At 76.3% G+C, this 19,144-nt stretch carries 14 protein-coding genes and 1 pseudogene; 10 read left to right on the top strand and 5 right to left on the bottom strand.

Annotation, left to right across the window (positions count from 1 at the left end):
- Nucleotides 1-124 precede the first annotated feature (124 nt).
- From ABD990_RS09270 to ABD990_RS09255, 4 genes are read left to right on the top strand one after another with little or no spacing between them, the layout of a single operon-like run.
- Nucleotides 125-901 carry an ABC transporter ATP-binding protein gene (locus ABD990_RS09270; protein ID WP_345379775.1) on the top strand — a complete coding sequence of 259 codons (777 nt, stop codon included), beginning with the start codon at nt 125-127 and terminating at the stop codon, nt 899-901.
- Nucleotides 898-2,610, top strand: a complete 1,713-nt coding sequence (locus ABD990_RS09265) for a sensor histidine kinase (RefSeq protein WP_345379774.1) — start codon at nt 898-900, stop codon at nt 2,608-2,610. Before ABD990_RS09270 ends, ABD990_RS09265 begins: the two co-directional genes overlap by 4 nt.
- On the top strand, nt 2,559-4,991 hold the full coding sequence (locus ABD990_RS09260) for an FtsX-like permease family protein (protein ID WP_345379773.1): 2,433 nt from the start codon (nt 2,559-2,561) through the stop codon (nt 4,989-4,991). Before ABD990_RS09265 ends, ABD990_RS09260 begins: the two co-directional genes overlap by 52 nt.
- Nucleotides 4,992-5,017: 26 nt before the next feature.
- Entirely contained in the window at nt 5,018-7,432 is a 2,415-nt protein-coding gene (locus ABD990_RS09255) for an FtsX-like permease family protein (protein ID WP_345379771.1), read from the top strand.
- 60 nt (nt 7,433-7,492) lie between these two features.
- Here the strand turns inward: ABD990_RS09255 and ABD990_RS09250 are convergent, their stop codons facing one another.
- The gene (locus tag ABD990_RS09250) at nt 7,493-7,891 is read right to left on the bottom strand and encodes a response regulator (RefSeq protein ID WP_345379769.1); all 399 of its coding nucleotides are present in this window, start codon (nt 7,889-7,891) and stop codon (nt 7,493-7,495) included.
- A gap of 237 nt (nt 7,892-8,128) precedes the next feature.
- Here ABD990_RS09250 and ABD990_RS09245 point away from each other — a divergent pair, with 237 nt between their 5' ends.
- The 3 genes and pseudogenes from ABD990_RS09245 to ABD990_RS09235 form a co-directional block, all read left to right on the top strand.
- A complete protein-coding gene (locus tag ABD990_RS09245) occupies nt 8,129-9,901 on the top strand; it encodes a trypsin-like peptidase domain-containing protein (protein ID WP_345379766.1) in 1,773 nt (590 codons plus the stop codon).
- A 168-nt stretch (nt 9,902-10,069) separates the two neighbouring features.
- Nucleotides 10,070-10,636, top strand: a complete 567-nt coding sequence (locus tag ABD990_RS09240) for a dihydrofolate reductase family protein (protein WP_345379765.1) — start codon at nt 10,070-10,072, stop codon at nt 10,634-10,636.
- Between the two features lie 21 nt (nt 10,637-10,657).
- A pseudogene (locus tag ABD990_RS09235) lies at nt 10,658-11,041 on the top strand (siderophore-interacting protein); the annotation flags it as partial.
- Nucleotides 11,042-11,124: 83 nt separating this feature from the next.
- Here ABD990_RS09235 and ABD990_RS09230 read toward each other — a convergent pair.
- Nucleotides 11,125-12,402 carry an amidohydrolase gene (locus ABD990_RS09230; protein ID WP_345379764.1) on the bottom strand — a complete coding sequence of 426 codons (1,278 nt, stop codon included), beginning with the start codon at nt 12,400-12,402 and terminating at the stop codon, nt 11,125-11,127.
- Between the two features lie 143 nt (nt 12,403-12,545).
- On the bottom strand, nt 12,546-13,199 hold the full coding sequence (locus ABD990_RS09225; RefSeq protein ID WP_345380023.1) for a response regulator transcription factor: 654 nt from the start codon (nt 13,197-13,199) through the stop codon (nt 12,546-12,548).
- 586 nt (nt 13,200-13,785) lie between these two features.
- On the opposite strand from ABD990_RS09225, the gene ABD990_RS09220 reads away from it, so the two are divergent.
- The gene (locus ABD990_RS09220) at nt 13,786-14,082 is read left to right on the top strand and encodes a hypothetical protein (protein ID WP_345379762.1); all 297 of its coding nucleotides are present in this window, start codon (nt 13,786-13,788) and stop codon (nt 14,080-14,082) included.
- A gap of 30 nt (nt 14,083-14,112) precedes the next feature.
- On the opposite strand, the gene ABD990_RS09215 is transcribed toward ABD990_RS09220, so the two are convergent.
- Entirely contained in the window at nt 14,113-15,381 is a 1,269-nt protein-coding gene (locus ABD990_RS09215) for a glycosyltransferase family 2 protein (RefSeq protein WP_345379761.1), read from the bottom strand.
- A 217-nt stretch (nt 15,382-15,598) separates the two neighbouring features.
- Between ABD990_RS09215 and ABD990_RS09210 the strand changes: the two genes are divergently transcribed.
- Complete coding sequence (locus ABD990_RS09210) at nt 15,599-16,897, top strand: competence/damage-inducible protein A (protein ID WP_345379760.1); 1,299 nt, start codon at nt 15,599-15,601, stop codon at nt 16,895-16,897.
- 164 nt (nt 16,898-17,061) lie between these two features.
- On the opposite strand, the gene ABD990_RS09205 is transcribed toward ABD990_RS09210, so the two are convergent.
- Nucleotides 17,062-17,664: a superoxide dismutase gene (locus ABD990_RS09205; RefSeq protein ID WP_345379759.1), complete on the bottom strand. Its 603-nt coding sequence runs from the start codon at nt 17,662-17,664 to the stop codon at nt 17,062-17,064.
- A 296-nt stretch (nt 17,665-17,960) separates the two neighbouring features.
- Here ABD990_RS09205 and ABD990_RS09200 point away from each other — a divergent pair, with 296 nt between their 5' ends.
- Complete coding sequence (locus tag ABD990_RS09200; protein WP_345379758.1) at nt 17,961-19,130, top strand: FIST signal transduction protein; 1,170 nt, start codon at nt 17,961-17,963, stop codon at nt 19,128-19,130.
- The last annotated feature ends 14 nt before the right edge of the window (nt 19,131-19,144 follow it).

Raw genomic sequence — 19,144 nt, 5'->3', positions numbered from 1 at the left:
CCCGGGCCGCGCGCGGCGAGGACAGGCCGGGGGTGGTGCCAGTACCACCCTCCTCCGGCGTGCCAGCCGGTCTCTTCGCCGCGGACCCTCCCGGCGCGGACCCGGCCCTCCCTAGGGTGAGCAGGTGACACAGCAGACCGAGTCCGGTGCAGTCGGCGCCCGCGGCGGCACGGCGCCCGGCCCCGCCCTGGTCGTCCGCGGTCTGCGCAAGACCTACGAGGCCGGCACGGCGCCGGTGCGGGCGCTGCGCGGCGTCGACCTCACCGTGCGCGCCGGCGAGTTCGTGGCGCTCATGGGCCCCTCCGGCTGCGGCAAGTCCACGCTCCTGCACCTGCTCGCCGGGCTGGACCGGCCGGACGAGGGCACGATCGCCCTGGACGGCACCCGCATCGAGGAGCTCGGCGCCCAGCGCCTCGCCCGGCTGCGCCGCCGCAGCGTCGGCCTGGTCTTCCAGTTCTTCCACCTCATCGAGCACATGTCGGCGCTGGAGAACGTCTCGCTCGCCGCGCTCGTCGCGGGCGCGAAGCCCGCCGAGGCCACCGCGCGGGCCCGGGACCTGCTGGACCAGCTCGGTCTGCTCGACAAGGCCCGCGAGCTGCCGGCCGCGCTGTCCGGCGGCCAGCGCCAGCGCGTCGCGATCGCCCGCGCGCTGGCCAACCGCCCCACCCTGCTGCTGGCGGACGAGCCGACCGGAGCCCTGGACTCGGACGGCGCCGCCGAGGTCCTCGACCTGTTCCAGCGCCTGCACGCACAGGGCCAGACGATCCTCATGGTCACGCACAGCCGCGAGGTCGCCGAGGGCGCGCAGCGCCTGGTCCGCATGCGGGACGGCCGCATCCTCGCCGACGGCGAGCCGTCCGCTCCCGTCGAGGTGCCCGCCGGGCTGCGGGTGGCCCGGTGAGCGACCGCACCCCGCTCCCGGCCGGCGCCGGGTTCCGCACGTACCGGCGCGTCGGCGTCGGCACGGGCCGCCGTGCCCGCAGCTCGTTGCTGCTCTCCGGGCTGATCGGCGCGGCCGGGGTGATCGCGCCCGGCGTCGTCGTCGGGTTGCTGGGCGGCGGGCCCGCCTGGTGGGTCACGGCGCTGATCGCCGCGGTCGTGCTGGCGATCGGGATCGGGCTGATGGTCAGCGCCGCGGCCCGACGCGCCAGCACGTCCGTGCTGGTGGGGGCCTCGGAGTTCGGCGGGTTGTCGGTCGCGGTCTGCGCCGGCCTGCTCGTCGTGCTGCTGGTCCTCGGCCGCACGCCGCTCGGGGCCGAGCGCGCGCTGGTGAACCCCACCCTGGTCGGGATGCTGGTCGTCGCCGTGGTCGCGGGGCCGCTCGGCCGCCGGGCCGCGCGCACCACCCGGGCGGCGCTGCAGGGCGTCCGCCGCTCGCCGGACGAGCTGCTCGCGGACTTCGCCGAGCGCGCCGGCCGCGGTACCCCGGTCGACGACCTGCTCCGCCAGCTCGCCGAGACCATGCGGCAGGACTGGCGGCTCTCCCGCGTGCAGATCTGGGCCGAGCGGGGCGACGCGCCGCGCAGCCTCGGGCGCAGCCTGGTCGTCCCGCAGCCGGTGGAGCCGGGTCCCGAACCGCTCCCGCTCGACGCCGACGAGCTCGCCACGCTGCAGCGCGCCGGGGTCGCGGGGCCGGGGTGGCTGGAGCTCTGGCTGCCGCACCTGGTCGAGGAGGACGGGCCGGCCCGCCGCGGGCAGCTGCGGCTCGCCCCCGCGGTCCACGGTGGCGAGGTGCTCGCGCTGGTGGTGATCGAGCGCGACGCCGACGCGGACACCTTCGGCGAGGCGGACGAGCGGGCGCTCGCCGAGGTCGTCCGGCGGCTGGCGATCGTGCTGCGCAACCGCGCGCTCGACGAGGCCCTGCAGGCGACCCTCGCCGACCTGCGCCGCACCAACGCCGACCTGCAGGCCTCCCGCACCCGCCTCGTCGCGGCGGCGGACGCCGAGCGCCGCCGGATCGAGCGCGACCTGCACGACGGCGCCCAGCAGCACCTGGTCGCCCTCGCCGTCGGGCTGCGGCTGGTCCGCGACACCCTGACCTCGCCGGACGACCCCAACGCCGAGCTGCTCGACGAGCTCGACCGCGGCGTCCGGGACTCCATCCAGGCCCTGCGGGACCTGGCCCACGGCATCTACCCGCCGCTGCTGCGGGACGCCGGGCTGGGCGACGCCCTGCGCGCCGCGGCCAAGCGCAGCCCGCTCACGGTCGAGGTGCACGCCGACGGCGTCGGCCGGATGCCCGAGCAGGCCGAGGCCGCCGTCTACTTCTGCTGCCTGGAGGCGCTGCAGAACGCGGGCAAGCACGCCCCGGGCGCGCACGTCACGATCACGCTGGAGGTCGAGGCCGGCGCGGACGGCGACGAGCTGACCGTGGTCGTGGCCGACGACGGGCCCGGCTTCGACCCCGCCCGGGTCGCGGGCGGCGGTGGGCTGCAGAACATGGCGGACCGGCTCGGCGCGATCGGCGGCACCGTCGAGCTCGTGTCGGCGCCGGGCGAGGGCACCACGCTCACCGGGCGCATCCCGGTCCCGGCCGGGGGAGCGGACGGGGCGCGAGCGTGGCCACCGGCCCCGCCGGTCGCCTCGCGGCCGACCGTCGTGGCGGGCTGAGCGTGCCCGCGCGGGAGCCCGGCGCACCGGGCACGCGCGGCGCGATCCACCTCGTCGCGCGGGCCGAGCTGCGTGAACGGCGGTGGGGCCTGCTCGCCCTCGGCGTGGTGCTGGGGTTGATCGGCGGTGTCGTGCTGGGGGCGGTCGCCCTCGGCGAGCGCACCGCCACGGCCTACCCGCGGCTCGTCGAGGCGGTCCACCTCGACGACGCCCGGCTGATCGTCCCCGCCGACCGCCCCGCCGTGACCGCGGCGCTGCCGACCCTGCCCGGCGTCGCCGACCTCTGGCTGACCGAGGCGTGGGTCGCGCAGGTCGACGGCCCGCAGCTGCAGTACGTCTCGTTGGCCGCGGGCACCGCGCCGCATCCCGAGCTGGTCACCCCGGTGATCGTCGCGGGGCGCGGGGTCGACCCGGCCGCCGCCGACGAGGTGGTGGTCTCCGAACGTCTGGCCGAGCACGGCTTCCCCCTCGGCTCGACCCTGCCGCTGCGGATGCTCACCCTCGAGGACATGGCGCAGTTCGCCGTCGGGTTCACCCCGCAGGGCCCGGCCGCGTCGGTCCGCGTCGTCGGCGTCGCCCGGATGCCCGGGTGGGGGCAGGCGCTGCCGGACGTCCTGGCCGGGCCGGGGTTCGCCCGCGCGCTGGCCGGTACCGGGATCGGGCACGCCGCCTACGTCCGGCTCGCCCCCGCCACGGACGCCGCCGCCCGCTTCGACGAGGCCGTCGCCGCCGTGTCCGCGGGGCAGCCGTCGATCGTCGGCGACTACCTCACGCCCGGCGTCGAGTTCCCGCGCACGCCCGATCCCGCGGTGCGCGCCTCGGAACGGGCCCTGCTCATCGGCGTCGGCCTGTTCGCGCTGGTCGTGGGGCTCGGCGTGCTGCAGGTCGTGGGCCTCGGGCTGCTGCGCACGGCGGGGGCCGCCCGCGCGGCACGGTCGGTGGAGGCCGCACTGGGGATGACGAGGGCGCAGAGCGTGGCCGCCCGGGTGCTCGCGGCGCTGCCCGCCGCGGCGGTGGCGGCGCTGCTCGGCGCCGCCGTCGTGGTGGCCGCCGGCGGCCTCGCACCGCTCGGCAGCCAGGCCCGCTTCGAGCCCGACCCGGGCTTCCGGCCGCAGTGGGCGCTCGCCCTCGCCGGCGGCGCGACCCTCGCGGTCCTGTTCCTCCTGGTCTCCGCGGTGACGGCCGCGTTCGCCTGGCGGCGTCGCGCGCTGGCGGTGCCCGACCCGGCGGCGGCCCGGCCGGGCTCGCTGGCCGCCGCGGTGGGCGGGTCGCTGTGCCGGCGGCCCACCCTGCTGCTCGGCAGCCGGCTCGCGCAGGCCGGCACGCGGCGCGGCGTCCCGCCGGTGGTGACGGTCCTCGCCGCGACGGCCGCCGTCGCCGGGATCGTCGCCACGGTCACCGTCGGGGCGAGCCTCGACCGGCTCGTCGCGACCCCGGAGCGGTGGGCGGGCGGCGCCGACATCACCATCGCCGACAGCCGCGAGCCCGACGTCCTCGCCCTCGTCGAGGACCCGCGGGTCGCGGCGCTGGCGATCACCGACACCGCGTACGCCCGGCTCGCCTCCGGCGACACGCTCGGGATCGTGAGCATCGCTGCGCGCAAGGGCGCGCCGCCGGTCGAGCTCGTGTCCGGCCGGCTGCCGGCCGCGCCGGACGAGGTGGCGGTCAACCCCCGGCTGGCGGCCGAGCGCGGGCTGTCCGCGGGGGACCGGCTGGACACGCTGGCGACGGACGGGGCGCCGCACCCGATGACCGTCGTCGGGATCGCGGTGGTGCCCAACGAGAACCACGGCCCCCTCGGCCAGGACCTCCTGGCCACCGGCGACGGGCTCCTCTCGGTGAGCCCGGAGCGGAACTTCCCGCTGCTCACGACGCACGTCTACGCCCGGCCCGGCACCGCGGCCGCGCTCGCCGCGGAGCTGGGCGGCCGGCTCGAGCTCGCCCCGCAGAGCGTCCCCGACGCGATCCGCAACCTCGGCGACCTCGGGCGGCTGCCGGACGTCCTCGCGGTGGTGCTCGCGGTCGTCGCCGGGACCGGGCTGGCGCACTCGCTGCTGGTCGGCGCGCGCCGGCTGGCCCGCGAGATGGCGGTGTTCTCCGTGCTCGGAGCCACCCCGGGGCAGGTGCGGACCACGCTCGGCGTGCTGGCCGCGGCCACGGCCGTGCCCGCCGTGGTGCTGGGCGTGCCGGTCGGGCTGGGGGTGGCCCGGCTGTTCTGGTGGCAGGTCGCCTCGGCGATCGGGGTCGGCGGGGACATCGCGGTGCCGGTCGGGCCGATCGCCCTGCTGATCGCGGCCGTGCCCCTAGGCGCCGCGCTCGTCGCGGCCGTGCCGGCCCTGCGGGCCCGCACGCCCGCGGTCGCCGCCCTGGCGGCCCTGTGAGGAGCGCTGGGGTGAGGAGCGGCGGGGTGAGGAGCGGCGCTGTGAAGGTCGGCGGGACGGGGAGCGGCGGGGGCTGGTTCGGGATCCGCGCGGTCGCCCTCGCGGAGCTCCGCTCCGGGCTCCGCGCGCTGCTGGCCCTCGGCCTGATCGCCGGCGTGGTCGGCGGGCTGCTGCTCGGCGCCGCGGTGGTCGCCGACCGGACCGGCAGCGCCTACCCCCGGCTGGTCGAGCGCAGCGGGCTCGACGACGCCCGCGCCTACCTCCCGGCCGACCTCCCCGAGGTCACCGCCGGCTTCGCCTCGCTCCCCGGCGTGGAGGAGAGCTGGACCGCCTACGCCTGGATCGCGCAGATCGCCGGGCCGACGCTGCAGTACACCTCGGTGATCGCCGGGCCCGAGCGGCCGGACGACCTGGTCACCCCGGTGATCGTCGCCGGTCGCGCCCCGCGCGTCGAGGCGGCCGACGAGCTGCTCGTCGGCGAGCCCCTCGCCGCCGCGGCCGGGCTTCACGTCGGCGACCGCATCACGCTGAAGATGCTGACCCTGCGCCAGGTCGCCCGGTTCGACGTCGGGTTCGGCGAGCCGGAGGGCGCCACCCGGCGGATGACGGTCGTCGGCATCGGGCGGATGCCGTCCTGGAACGGCCCGCTCGGCGACTCCATGTCCACCCCGGCCTTCGCCGCGCAGAACGCCGGCGCCGCGGGCGGGCGGTCCGGCTTCGCGCGGCTGGCCTACACCGGCGACGCCGTCGCCGACGCGGCGCTGCGGGACCGGTTCGTCGCGGCGCTCGCCCGCAGCTACGAGGGCCTCCCGCGGCCGTTGATCGTCGGCAACTACGTCCCGGAGGTGCCGGTCTTCCCGACCACGGACGCCGATCCCGCGGTCGCCGCGGCCGAACGCGTGCTCGGCATCGGCCTCTGGGGGTTCGCGCTGGTCGTCGCCGTGGGCGGCTGTGTCGTCGTCGGGCAGGGGCTGGTGCGCCACCACGCCCGCGGCGCGGGGGACCAGCGGGTGGAGAACGCCCTGGGCATGACGACCGCCGAGCGGATCGGCGCGCGGGTGCTGGCCGCCTCCGCGGGGGCGGGGGTGGCGGCGGTCGTCGCCGGCGGCATGACGCTCGCCGCGGGGGCGATCGAACCCATCGGCAGCCAGGCCCGCTTCGAACCCGACACCGGATTCCGGCCGGTCTGGGGCACGATCCTCGGCGGCGCGTCGGTGGTGCTGCTCTGCTTCCTCGCCCTGGCCGCCGGCACTGCCGCCCTCGCCGGGCGCGCCGCCGTCACCCGGCCGCTGCCCGGCCGGCACCGGCCCGCCCGCTGGGCGGTGCGCTGGCCGCCACTGTTCGTGGGGTTGCGGCTCGCGCTGCGCGGCCGCGCGGTACCCGGGACCATCGGCCTGCCCGCCGCGATCACCGCGACCGGGATCGCGGTCACGGTCGCGGGCATCGTCGCCTCGACCATGCTCGGCGCCAGCCTGCAGCGGCTCGTCGACACCCCCGCCCGGTACGGCTTCACCTCCGACCTCACGATCGCCGACGCCCGCGAGCCGGACATGGCCGCGCTCGTCGCGGACCCCCGCGTCGCCGGGCTGACCGAGGTCGAGACCGGGCGGGTGACGATCGACCCGGCCCGCTCCCGGCAGATCGACGCCTACGCCCACGTCGAGCGCAAGGGCGAGATCCCGGTCTCGCTGGTCTCGGGGCGGTTGCCGGCGGTGCCGGGGGAGGTGGCCGTCGGCGCGCGGGTCGCCGTGCGCGAGCAGCTGGGCATCGGCGACTCCGTCGAGGTCACCTCGTCCGACGGCCACACCGCCCGGCTCACCGTGACCGGCGTGGCCGTCCCGCAGCCCGAGCGCGGCGCGCCCCTCGGCGAGGGCCTGCTCATGACGCCGGACCAGCTGTCCGAACTCTTCCGGCAGCCCCTCGCGTCGGCGCACGTCCTGGCCGCGCCGGGGCAGGCGGGCGCGCTCTACGCCGACCTCGCGCGACGGCTGGAGGTGCACCTGCCGGGGATGCCGCCGGAGATCGACACCCTTGCCGGGCTGCTGCGGCTGCCGGAGATCCTGGCGATGCTGCTGGCCGCCGTCGCCGTCGCGGGGCTGGTCCACACGCTGATCAGCGCGGTCCGCAGGCACACCCGGGACGCGGCGCTGCTGTCCGTGCTGGGCGCGACGCCCGCGCAGGTGCGCGCGGCGTTGGGTGTCCTCGCGGGGACGACGGTGCTGCCCGGCGTCGCCTTCGGGGTCCTGCTCGGGCTGGGCGGCGGCCGGCTGCTGTGGTGGCAGGTGGCGAGCCAGACCGGCGTGGCGCCGGACGTGGCGGTGCCGGTGTGGCCGATCGCGCTGATCATCCCCGCGGTGCTCGTCGGCTCGCTGGTGCTCGGCGCGGTGCCGGCGGTGCGGATGGCCCGGGAGCCGGTCGCGGCCTCGCTGCGCACGGGGTAGCGCTCCCCGCGGCTACGCCGCGGTGCCGATGCGCGGCTACGCCGCGGTGCCAATGCGCGGCTACGCCGCGGTGCTGATCCTGTCCCAGAGGGCCCGCAGCACGGGGGCGCCGAGCTCCTCCTTGTGCAGGTAGCCGGCGATGCCGGGGCCGTGCGGGTCGATCCGCAGGTCCTCGAGGCGGTAGGTCGAGCACAGCACCGTGCGGGTGCCGGGCACGGCGGCGGAGACCCGCGCGGCCGCCTCGGCGCCGTCGATGCCGGGCAGGTTGACGTCCATCAGCACGAGATCCGGATGGACCTCGGCGACCGCGTCGACGGCGTCCTCGCCGGTCTCCGCGACGCCGGCGACCTCCCAGCCGGGCATCCGCCCGATGACCGCGGCGGCGGCGAACCGGAACGGCCGGTGGTCGTCCACCACCAGCACGCGCACCTGCGCCGTCGACGCGACTCGTTCCTCCATGCGGGACAGTCTGCCCCGCCGGCGCCCGATCCGCCGAGGATGCGGCCCCGTGACCCCGCCGGGGCCCACCTCCTGATCCGATGGTGGTGCTGACCCCACCCCCACTCGCGGGTTGAACCCCTCGTGGCCACGGCGCCCCCGGCGGCACAGTTCTCCTCGTCATCCACGGGCCGTGCCGAGCGACGGCCCCGGGCGAGGGCCGACGGCCCGGACCGCCAACACCCGAGAGGACCCTCCATGACCGGCACCATCGCCCGAGCCGCCGCCGCAGTCGCCGTCGCCGCCTCGGTCACCCTGGCGACCGTCGCGACCGGTGGCACCGCCCTCGCCGCCGAGCCCGGCGCCCCACCCGGCCCCGGGACGTCGCCCCAGCAGGCCTCGCCCACCGAGCAGGCGGCCGCCGAGGTACGCCCGGCGATCGTGTACCTGACCGAGACGTTCAGCGCCTACGTCGGGGACGGCACCGGCCTGTACTTCAACAACGGCCAGCCGTACACCGTGGACGCCACGTGCACCGGCTTCGGCGTGAACCCGCAAGGCTACATCGCCACCGCCGGCCACTGCGTCGACACCACCAGCCCGGACGGCGTGCGGGCCACGTTCATCGCGATGGCGGCGCAGGAGGTCGTGACCGCGGACCCGCGGCTCGCGCTGCAGGACGTCGTGGCCTACGGCCTCGCCAACTGGACCGTCGAGGGCCAGGCGAAGAACTCGCCGATCGAGGCGCAGTACTCGGCCGTCATCGGCTCGGGCACCGGGAACGGCGCCAAGGGCCAGGCCGTCCCGGCCCGGCTGGTCGACTTCCGCCCGCCCGCCCAGGGCGACGTCGCGCTGCTGAAGATCGAGAGCACCGACCTGCCGTCCGTCCAGCTCGGCACCGACACCGACGCGGCCATCGGCACGCCGGTCCTGTCGATCGGCTACCCGGCCGCGGCCGACGCCGTCACCGACCCGACGCTGGAACCGTCCAACAAGGACGGTCAGATCAGCACCAAGCGCACGATGGGCAGCGTCCCCTACTACGAGACCTCCGCCTCCCTCTCGCCCGGTATGAGCGGCGGCCCGACCGTGGACATGCAGGGCGACGTCCTCGGGATCAACAGCGCGCACCTGCCCAACGACCAGGCCTTCAACTTCATCGCCCCGGCGAACGGGCTGACCGAGCTGCTCGCGCGCAACGGCGTGCAGAACCAGCTGGGCCCCAACGACACCCTCTACCGGGACGCGCTGGCCGACTACTACGCCGGCCACTACACGGACGCCATCGCCGGCTTCGACCGGCTGTTGCTCGTCGACCCCGACCACGGGCAGGCGCAGCAGTTCAAGACCGAGGCCGCCAAGGCCAAGGAGCGCTTCGGCGACACGCCGGTCGTGCCCGCCGCGCAGCAGAGCGACGACACCGGCATCTGGGGTCTCGCCCCGTGGCTGTTCTGGACGATCGTCGGCGGCGCCGCCGCGCTGGTGATCGGCGGGATCGCGCTGCTGGTCGCGGTGCTGCGCCGGCGCAAGGGCGACGAGGGTCGGGTCGCCGCGGACATCCCGGCCCCGCGCGACCCGCGCCTCGACGGCTACGCGGACTGGACGCCCGGGGCGCAGGCGCCGCGGATGCCGCAGGCGCCGTGGGGGAGCACGCCGATGCCCCAGCCGGCCCGGCCGGCCCCGCAGGCGCCGGCGTGGCAGCAGCCGGTCCGGCCCACCGCGCCGGCCGGTCCCGCCGACGGCCCGACCACGGTCGTCACCCCGGCCGACATCATGGCCTCGCAGCGCCCCGCGCCGGCCGCCCCGTTCGTGAACCCGGGCGTGCCGGTCCCCCCGATCGCTCCGCAGCCCCCGACGGCGCCCACGCCGCCGCCGGCCCCGGCCCCCCAGCCGGTCAACGGGTCGGGTGAGGAGGCCGCCGCGCCCACCGCGGTCGTCTCCATCCCGAAGGCCGGGAGCTGCGCGAACTGCGGCTCCACCGTCACCCCAGGCGCGATCTTCTGCCCCACCTGCGGAACCCGCCAGAGCTGACGCCACCACCGATCCGCACGACCGACCCGAGGGCCGGCCCGGACGTCCGGGCCGGCCCTCGGCCGTTCCGCGGAAGAAATCTCCCGCAGCCGCGTCGAGGATGTGGGTGCCGCTCCGACCACCCCGCGAGCGGCGCCGACGAGGGCGCCCTGACGCAGGAGGACCATCGTGCGCACCCTGATCCACTTCGTCCACACCTCGCTCGACGGCCGCATCCAGGGCCCGCACGGCGAGTTCGACTGGCCCGAGATGGGCCCGGAGCTGTCGGCCTACTCCCTCGAGCTGAACGACCAGCTGGACACCCTGCTCTACGGCCGCCGCGTCTGGGAGATGATGGCCGCCTACTGGCCGACCGCCGACCAGGTCTCCGACCACCCGCACGACCGGGCGTACGCGCCCCGGTGGCGGGCCACGGAGAAGGTCGTGGTGTCCCGCACCCTCGAGCGGGTCGACGCCGGGAACACCACCCTGATCCGGGACGACGTGCCCGCCCGCGTCGCCGCGCTCAAGGAGCGCCCCGGCAAGGACATCGTGCTGATGGGCGGGGCCGCCCTCGCGGGTTCGCTGGCCGCGGCGGGACTGGTCGACGAGGTGCGGATCTGTGTGCATCCGGTCGTCCTCGGCGGACCGCACGCCGTGCTGGAGACCGGCGGTACCCGGCTGGGCTTCGACCTGGTCGGTACCCGGGTGTTCGACGGCCGCGTGGTCGAGTCCACCTACCGCCCGCGGCGGTGACCGTTGACCACCCCTCCCCCTGTGGTTGGTTCACCGCCCAAGAGGGGGTGGCATGGCCCGCACGAACATGAGGGCGTCGTGCTCGTGGCGGAGGAGAGCGGGATGCCGGCGGCGGCCGGGATCCTCGCCTCGCTGCCCGTCGGCACCCGCGGCCGGGCGGTGATCGAGGTACCGGCGGCGCAGGACCGGCAGGAGCTCCCGGCCCCGTCCGGCGTCGAGGTCACGTGGGTCGTCCGGCAGGACCCCGCGGCCACGCCCGGCCGCGCCGCCCTCGCCGCCGGCACCGCCCTGCCCGTGCCGACCGAGCCCTTCTACGGCTGGACGGTGGGCGAGCAGGCGCTGCCGACGGGCATGCGCCGGCACTGGGTGCGCAACGGCGTGCCCAAGAACCGGATCATGTTCTGCGGCTACTGGCGGGGCGCCGCCCACCAGGTCGGGACACGGGCTCCCGGCCGGCGACGCAGGACACGGGTCGACCCGGCCGGCGCTCAGCGAGCCTCCTGCGCTCCTCCGGGTGGGAGCCAGGTCCTCGCCGCGCACACCAGCGCGGCCACGCCCGTGGCCAGTGTCGGTTCGATCACCGGGGCGAAGAGCGGGGAGTGGTTGGTCGGGAGCCGAGTCATCAGCCGGAGGACCTCCTCCGGACCGCTCGCCTCCTCGAAGGCGGCCGGGTCCGCTCCTCCCAGCCACCAGAAGACCCCCGGGACGCCGGCTTCGGTCGCGTACAGGCCGAAGTCCTCCGTGACGCCGACCAGGCCGGGATCCAGCACCGGGCGCGGCGCGATCAGCTCCGCGAAGGCCGCGCGGGTCCGGGCGGTCGCCTGCTCGTCGTTGACCAGGACCGGGGAGTGGTCGAACAGGACCACCTCAGGATCACGGGGCGCGCCGGACGCGGAGGCCTCGGCCCGGACGATCCGGTCGATCCCCTCGTGGAGGCGTCGGCGGACGGCGGGATCGGCGCTGCGCACGCTCACCAGGAGGTCGGCGTGGTCGGGGATGATGTTCTCCTTCGTCCCCGCGTGCAGCGCCCCGACCGTGACGATCGCGAAGTCGGTCCCCGCCACCTCGCGGGACACGAGGGTCTGCAGGCGCAGCACGGCCGAGGCGGCCATCACGACCGGATCGACCGTCGCCTGCGGGACCGCCGCGTGGCCACCGCGTCCGAACAGCGTGATCCGCACCGAGTCGGCCGCGGCCAGGGCGGGGCCGGCGTGCAGGCCCAGGGTGCCGGCCGGCATCGGCGCGACGTGCTGCCCGAGGACGATGTCGGGACGTCCGAACCGGTCGAACAGCCCGTCGTCGACCATCGCCCGCGCCCCGGCCCAGATCTCCTCGGCGGGCTGGAACACCAGCAGCACCGTCCCCGACCACGACGCCCGGTCGCCGGCCAGGACGCTCGCTGCTCCGAGCAGGCACGTCATGTGCATGTCGTGGCCGCAGGCGTGCATGACCGGCACCTCCTGCCCGTCCCGGTTCCGCCCGCGTGCGGCGCTGGCGTACGGCAGTCCGGTCGCCTCCGGCACCGGGAGCGCGTCCATGTCGGCGCGCAGCAGAGCGGTCGGCCCGTCCCCGTTGCGCAGAACGCCGACCACCCCGGTCCGGCCGACCTCCGTCGTCGTCTCGAAGCCCGTCCGCCGCAACCGCTCGGCCACGATCCGGGCGGTGCGCGTCTCCTGGAACGACAGTTCGGGATGGCGGTGCAAGTCCCGGTACAGCTCGGCGAGGTCGGCGTGCAGCGCCCCGTCGACGGACGTCGCCGATGGCATCGGCACCACCCCTTCGGCAGTGTCGGACCTCTCCCCGAGATCCGGCGGACGGGGGCGGGACGCTAGTGGCCGGACCGCACCCCCGGGCAGGGCCGAAGGAACCTGCGTCTGCCCGGCCCCCGACCGCTCCCGCGTGACGCCGCTCAGCTGTTCTGCAGGTACACCAGCACCGCAGAGACGCGGCGGTTGAGGTCCCGCTCCTCGGACAGCCCGAGCTTGGAGAAGATCGAGTTGGTGTGCTTCTCGATCGCCCGCTCGGACAGCACGAGCGAGGCCGCGATCGAGGCGTTGCTCTTGCCCTGTGCCATCTCGCCGAGCACCTCGAGCTCGCGGGGGGTGAGCGCGTCGAGCTCCGAGGGCTTGGCCCGCTGGGCCGCGACCAGGCCCTCGATCACCGTCGGGTCGATCACCGAGCCGCCCTCGGCCACCCGGCGGACCGCCTCGGCCAGCTCGTCGCCGTCGGCCACCCGCTCCTTGAGCAGGTAACCGCGCCGCGCGGTGCCGTCGGCGAGCAGGGTCAGCGCGTACTGCGCCTCGGCGTACTGCGACAGCAGGATCACGCCCGTCCCCGGCTTGCGGACGCGCAGGTCCGCGGCCACGGAGAGACCCTCGTCCGAGTTCGTCGGGGGCATCCGGATGTCCGTGACGACGACGTCCGGGTCGTGCTCGTCGATCAACGCGGTCAGCGTGGGCAGGTCGGGGGCCGCCCCGACCAGCGAGAGGTCCTCGGCGCCGTCGATCAGGCGCACCAGTCCGTGCCGGAGCAGGGCGTTGTCCTCCGCCAGGACCACTCGGATCTTCACGCGCCCAGCCTAGAGGGGCGCCCCGGCGGTGTGGGGGTGTGCTGACCACACCGTTGCCGGGCGGTGACCCGCGCGGGACGCAGGCTGACACCGGTGTCCCGGCGGCGTCGTCGGACGAGGGTTCCGGGCATCCGTCCCGCGCCCGAGGAGCCGACGATGACCCTCCCGCTCACGGCCGACGACTACGCCGGCCACACCCTCACCCCGGCCGCCGTCCCGCCCGCGGCCGGCTTCCGGCGCCGCGTCGTCGGCGTCTCGGCCGCGGTCGGCGGGCTGCTCGTCGCCGCGGGCTTCGCGACGACGGTCTGGGAGACCGGCGAGGGCACGCTCGCCTACCTGGACTCCCTGACGGTGGACCCGCTGCGCAGCCAGGTCGCCGCGGTCCTGCTGTTCTTCGGCTACATGGGGATCACACCGACGCTGCTGACCCTCGCCGCGATGACCCGCCGCCGCGGCCGGGTGCTCGGCGACGTGGCCTGGCGCTGTCCTGGATCGGCACGCTCGCCCTGCCCGGCTGCTGGTCACCGACTTCTACGACCTGGCGATCCGTCAGCAGCTCGATCCGGGGACGGCCGTCCGGGTGTCCGAGGCCGCGCAGAACCTGCCGCTCGCGGCCTTCCTCGGCGGGCCGGCGGTCATGCTCGTGTTCCTCGGCCTGGGCACGGTCGCCGCGTGGCGGGCCCGCTTCCTGCACTGGACCCTCGCGCTCACGGTCGTGGCCTCCGTCGGCCTGATCATGGTGCCCGGGCTGCGGTACCTCGCCTCGGCGAACATCGCGGGCGGCGCGCTGCTGGGCCTGTTCATGGTGGTCGTCGGGGTCCGCGCGCTGCGGATAAGCGACCGCGAGTGGGCCACGGGCTCCCGTGAGGCCCGATAGCACCACTCGCGAGTGGCTCGGTGCACGCGCTCAGTGCACGCCGAGGACCGCCTCGCGCGGGCGCTCCGCCGCGCGGGCCGGCGGCACGGCGTCGACGACCAGCGGGGGCACCCGGCCGCCGGACCGCATCGCCCGCCGGCGGGACCGCAGGTAGAGCCAGGGGCCGGAGAGCAGGGCTCGGTGCCGTCGCCCGGCGCCCGGGCCGGCGGTCTCGGCGGCGGTCACCCCGGCGTCGCGGTCGGCGATCGCACCCAGCCGGCGGACGGCCGCCGGGATGCGGCGCAGCGCCGCGGCCCGGCCGCGCGGCGAGAGCGCGACCTTGGTCAGGAACCCGGCCAGGCCGACGGCGTAGCCCTCGACCTGCTCCTGCAGCCCGGCGAGGTCGCTGCGGTGGTGGTGGCGCACCCAGGCCGCCGGCTCGTAGGCCAGCACGTGCCCGGCGAGCACGAGCCGCACCAGGAACTCGCAGTCCTCGCCGCTGCGGGTGGGGGAGCCGGGGCCGAAGGCCTCGTCGAACCCGCCGATCCCGCGTGCGATGTCCACCCGCACGCCCAGGTTCGCGCCGATGCCCAGCAGGCCGGGCGCGAAGGGGAAGATCGCCGAGTCCTCGGGCGGCGCGGCGAGCGAGAAGGTCCGCGGGCGGAAGCCCTTGGCCCAGCCCAGCGTCGCGTCGGCGACGAGCTCCTGCTCGGTGTCGAGGCGGGCGGCCAGGACCGGCCCGCTGACGCAGACGACCGCGGGATCCGCGGCGAAGGCCCCGGCCAGCCGGCGGGCCCAGGCCGTGTCGACCTCGGTGTCGTCGTCGGTGAAGAGGACGAGCCGGGTCTCCGCCTCGGCCAGGCCCCGGTTGCGGCCGGCGGAGGTGCCGCGGCGCGCCTCGCGCAGGTAGCGGACGCGGGGGTCGCCGAGACGGGCGACGACCCGCTCGGTCGCGTCGTCGGCCGGGTCGTTGTCGACCACCAGCACGGTCACGGCGGGGTGGTCGCCGGCCAGCACCGCGCGCACCGCGCGACCCAGGCTCTCGGCACGTCCGCGGGTGGCGATCACGACGGTGACCGGCTCGACGGAGGTCGGCACCCGCCGCGGCGCCGGCAGCGTGCCGAGCTGCGCGCGGACCGCCTCGGCGACGGTCACCGCGTCGGCCACGCCCGCGTGCAGCGGCACGGTGACCTGCCCGACGGCGTCGCCGCCTGCGGTCACCAGCAGCCGCGCGGCGGTGTAGCGGGGGTCGACGTGCAGGCCCGCGACGTCGTCGACGTCGGTCTCACCGACCCACGTGGGCCCGTGCTCGTCCGTCATCTCGCGTCCCTTCCGTCCCCGCCCTGCACCCGGCGTTCGGGTGTCACGGGAGGGACGACCACGAGTCTCCTTGCGCGCGCTGTGACCACCCTGAGAACGGCCACTTCCCCAGGTCGGTGACGTCCTCCAGGGGGCAGCACGGGGTGGGTCGACTCCTCGCGGTCACGCTCCGTGTCGATTCCGTGAGGACACGCCCGGGCCGGGGTAGGGTCCTCGCGTGGGTGAGGGATCAAGGGTCCGCCGGCCGCGTGCCGGCATCGTCGTGACCGGGAGCGAGCTGCTCACCGGGGCCGTCCGGGACGCCAACGGGCCGTGGGTCTCCCGCGAGCTCGGCGAGCTCGGGTTCGAGGTCGCGCAGGTCGTGATCGTCGGGGACCGGCCGGAGGACCTGGCCGCCGCGCTACGGCAGGTGACCGAGGGCGGGGTCGACCTGGTCGTGACGAGCGGCGGGCTCGGGCCCACCGCCGACGACATCACCGTCGAGATCGTCGCCGCGTTCGTGGGTGCGGAGCTGGAGCTCGACACCGCGATGCAGGAGACGATCGGGCGGCGGGTGGCCCGGTGGGCGAAGCGGACCGGGTTCGACGGTCCGGCCCTCGACGAGGCGACGCGCAAGCAGGCGACGGTGCCGCGCGGGGCGGTCGTGCTGCCCCCGGTCGGGACCGCGCCCGGGCTCGTCGTCCGGCGTCCGGACGGGCCGCTGGTCGCTGTCCTGCCCGGGCCGCCGCGCGAGCTGCAGGGGATGTGGCCGGCGATGCTGGAGGCGGCGCCGTTCGCGGAGCTGCTGGCCACGGTGCCGCGGGCGGAGGCGCGGTCGCTGCGCTTCTTCAACCTGCCCGAGTCCGAGATCGCCGCGACGCTGCGTGACATCGAGCGCTCCCGCGACCTGTCCGACGTGGAGGTGACGACCTGCCTGCGCCGCTCGGAGCTGGAGGTCGACCTGCACCCGCTGCCCGGCGCCGAACCGGTCGCCGCCGAGCTCGCCGACGAGCTGATCGCCCGGCACCGGAGGCAACTGGTCAGCGCGGTCGGCGCGAGCACGGACGAGCTGCTCGCCGAGGCGCTGCTCGAGCACGGGCTCACGGTCGCGACGGGGGAGTCGTGCACCGGCGGAATGCTGGCCTCGCGGCTGATCGACCGGGCCGGCTCGTCGGACTACGTGAACGGCGGGGTGGTCGCCTACTCGAACGAGGCCAAGACCGCGCTACTGGGCGTGCCGGCCGAGATGATCGCCGAGCACGGGGCGGTGTCGCCGGAGGTGGCCCGCGCGCTCGCCGACGGGGCACGGGAGAAGTTCGGCGCGTCGATCGGCGTCGGGATCACGGGGGTGGCCGGGCCCGGCGGCGGCACCGAGGCCAAGCCGGTCGGGTACGTCTGCTTCTGCGTCACGACGGCGGACGGGCAGGTCCTCGCCCGGGACCCCGTGCTGCCCGGTGCCCGGGGGGACATCCGGGAGCGCTCCACCGACCTGGCGATGCACCTGCTGCTCCGCGCCGCGGGCGGCCTCCCGCACTGAGTTCTGCTCCCGCGAATCGCGCTCTGGGCTTCCGCGAGTCGGGCTGTGGGTTCCCGCGAGTCGGGCTGTGGGTTCCCGCGAGTCGCGCTGTGGGTTCCCGCGAGTCGCGCTGTGGGCTCCCGCGAGTCGGGCCGGGCCCGCCCGTGCGGGCCCGGCCCGCCGGTTCAGCTCGCGCGGGCGGCGGCGAAGCGCTGCTGGGCGTCCGCCCAGTTCACGACGTTCCACCACGCCTTGACGTAGTCCGGCTTCACGTTCTTGTACTGCAGGTAGAAGGCGTGCTCCCACATGTCGAGCATGACGATCGGCACCTGCCCGGCCGGCAGCTGGGACTGCTGGTCGTAGAGCTGGTGCACCAGCAGCCGCTCGCCGAGCCGGTCCCACCCGAGGATCGCCCAGCCGGAGCCCTGGATCGTGGTGGCGGCCGCGGTGAAGTGGGCCTGGAAGGCGTCGAACGAGCCGAAGTGCTCGTCGAGCGCGGCGCCGAGCTCGCCGTCGGGTTTGTCGCCGCCCTCCGGCGAGAGGTTCTGCCAGAAGATCGAGTGGTTGACGTGCCCGCCGAGATTGAACGCGAGCGTCTTCTCCAGCCCGACGATCGCGTCGAAGTTCCCGGCGGAGCGTGCCTCGGCGAGCTTGTCCAGCACGCCGTTGAGCGCGGTGACGTACGTGTTGTGGTGCTTGGAGTGGTGCAGCTCCATGATCTCCGGCGCGATGTGCGGGGCGAGCGCGCCGTAGTCGTAGGGCAGATCGGGCAGTGTGTACTCGGCCACGAGAGGTACTCCGTTCGCTGTCGGGTCCGTCCGCACCGACGCTATCCCCAATTGCAAGACGTTCGCAGTTCAGAAACTCTTGCGATAAGGTGATCTCGTCCGCCCGGTGCGGGCGCCCGGCGTGGGTGGTCGTTCTGGCAGCTCGACAGCGTGCGCCGCGAGGGGGTCGACCGGTGCGCCCGGCGGCCCCCTCGCCCCGTTCCGCCCTGCTCCGCGGCTGGCCGCCCCGGCGTCGGCCTGCGAGGATTTCCGGTGTCGCCACCGGCGCTCCCCGCGGTGGCGGGGGAGGGGACGACGTGGACGACGGCAGGATGTTCGGCGACGGCCTGGGCGTCGGGCCCGATCTCCGCGGGGCCGCGGAGGTCGCGACCGCCCAGGCGCTGTCCGGGTTCGGCGGGCGGGCGCCCGACCTGCTGGTGGTCTTCGTGGCGACGGGGCGCGCCGGCGACCCGGACCAGGCCGCCGCGGCCGCCGTGCGCGCCATGGAGATCGCCGGCGCGCGGGCCGCCGTCGGCACCACCGCGCACGGGGTGATCGCGGACGGCCGGGGCGTCGAGCAGGAGCCGTCCGTCTCCGTGTTCGCCGCCGCGCTGCCCGGCGTCCCGCTCGAGACCTTCCGGCTCGGCGCGCGGCCCGGACCCGGGGGCGTCGAGGTCACCGGCACCCCGCCCGCCGCGGCCGCGGCCGGGGCCGAGGCGGCGATCCTGCTCGTCGACCCCTTCTCGTTCCCGGTCGGCGGGTACGTCGAACGGTCCGGCGAGCTGCTCCCCGGGCTACCGCTGATGGGCGGGCTGGCGAGCGTCGGCGCGGCTCCCGGCGGCAACCGTCTCGTGCTCGACGGCGAGGTGCTCGACGGCGGCGGCGCGGGCGTGCTGATCGGGCGCGGCGCGGGGGTCCGGACCGTGGTGAGCCAGGGCTGCCGCCCGATCGGGCCGCCGATGATCGTGACGGCCGCGAAGGCGAACCTGCTGCTGGAGCTGGCGGGGGAGCAGGCCTACGCGAAACTCGGTGCGATCGTGCAGGCCCTGCCGGCGGAGGAGCAGCACCAGGTTGCGCAGTCGCTGCACCTGGGCGTCGCGATCGACGAGTACGCCGACGAGCACGGCCGCGGGGACTTCCTCGTCCGGGGGGTGATGGGCATCGACCCGGAGGCGGGCGCGGTGGCGGTCGGCGACCTCGTCGAGGTCGGGCGGACCGTGCAGTTCCAGGTGCGGGACGCCGTGGGCGCGGGCGAGGACCTCGCCCACCTGCTCGACGAGCTGCCGCGGGTGCGCGGCGCCCTGCTGTTCTCCTGCAACGGCCGCGGGACGACCATGTTCCCCGACGCCGACCACGACAGCCGCATCGTCCGCTCCCGGCTGGGCGACGTACCGGTCGCGGGCTTCTTCGCCGCCGGCGAGATCGGGCCGGTGGGTGGGCGGAACCACCTGCACAGCTTCACGGCCTCGGTGCTGGCGTTCGAGTAGGAGGGCGCCGGCCC

This window comes from Pseudonocardia yuanmonensis (genome assembly GCF_039542425.1).
GTDB classification, from domain to species: Bacteria; Actinomycetota; Actinomycetes; order Mycobacteriales; family Pseudonocardiaceae; genus Pseudonocardia; species Pseudonocardia yuanmonensis.
Note: the sequence above shows the minus strand (reverse complement) of the source record. Positions and strands in the feature narration are given on the sequence as shown.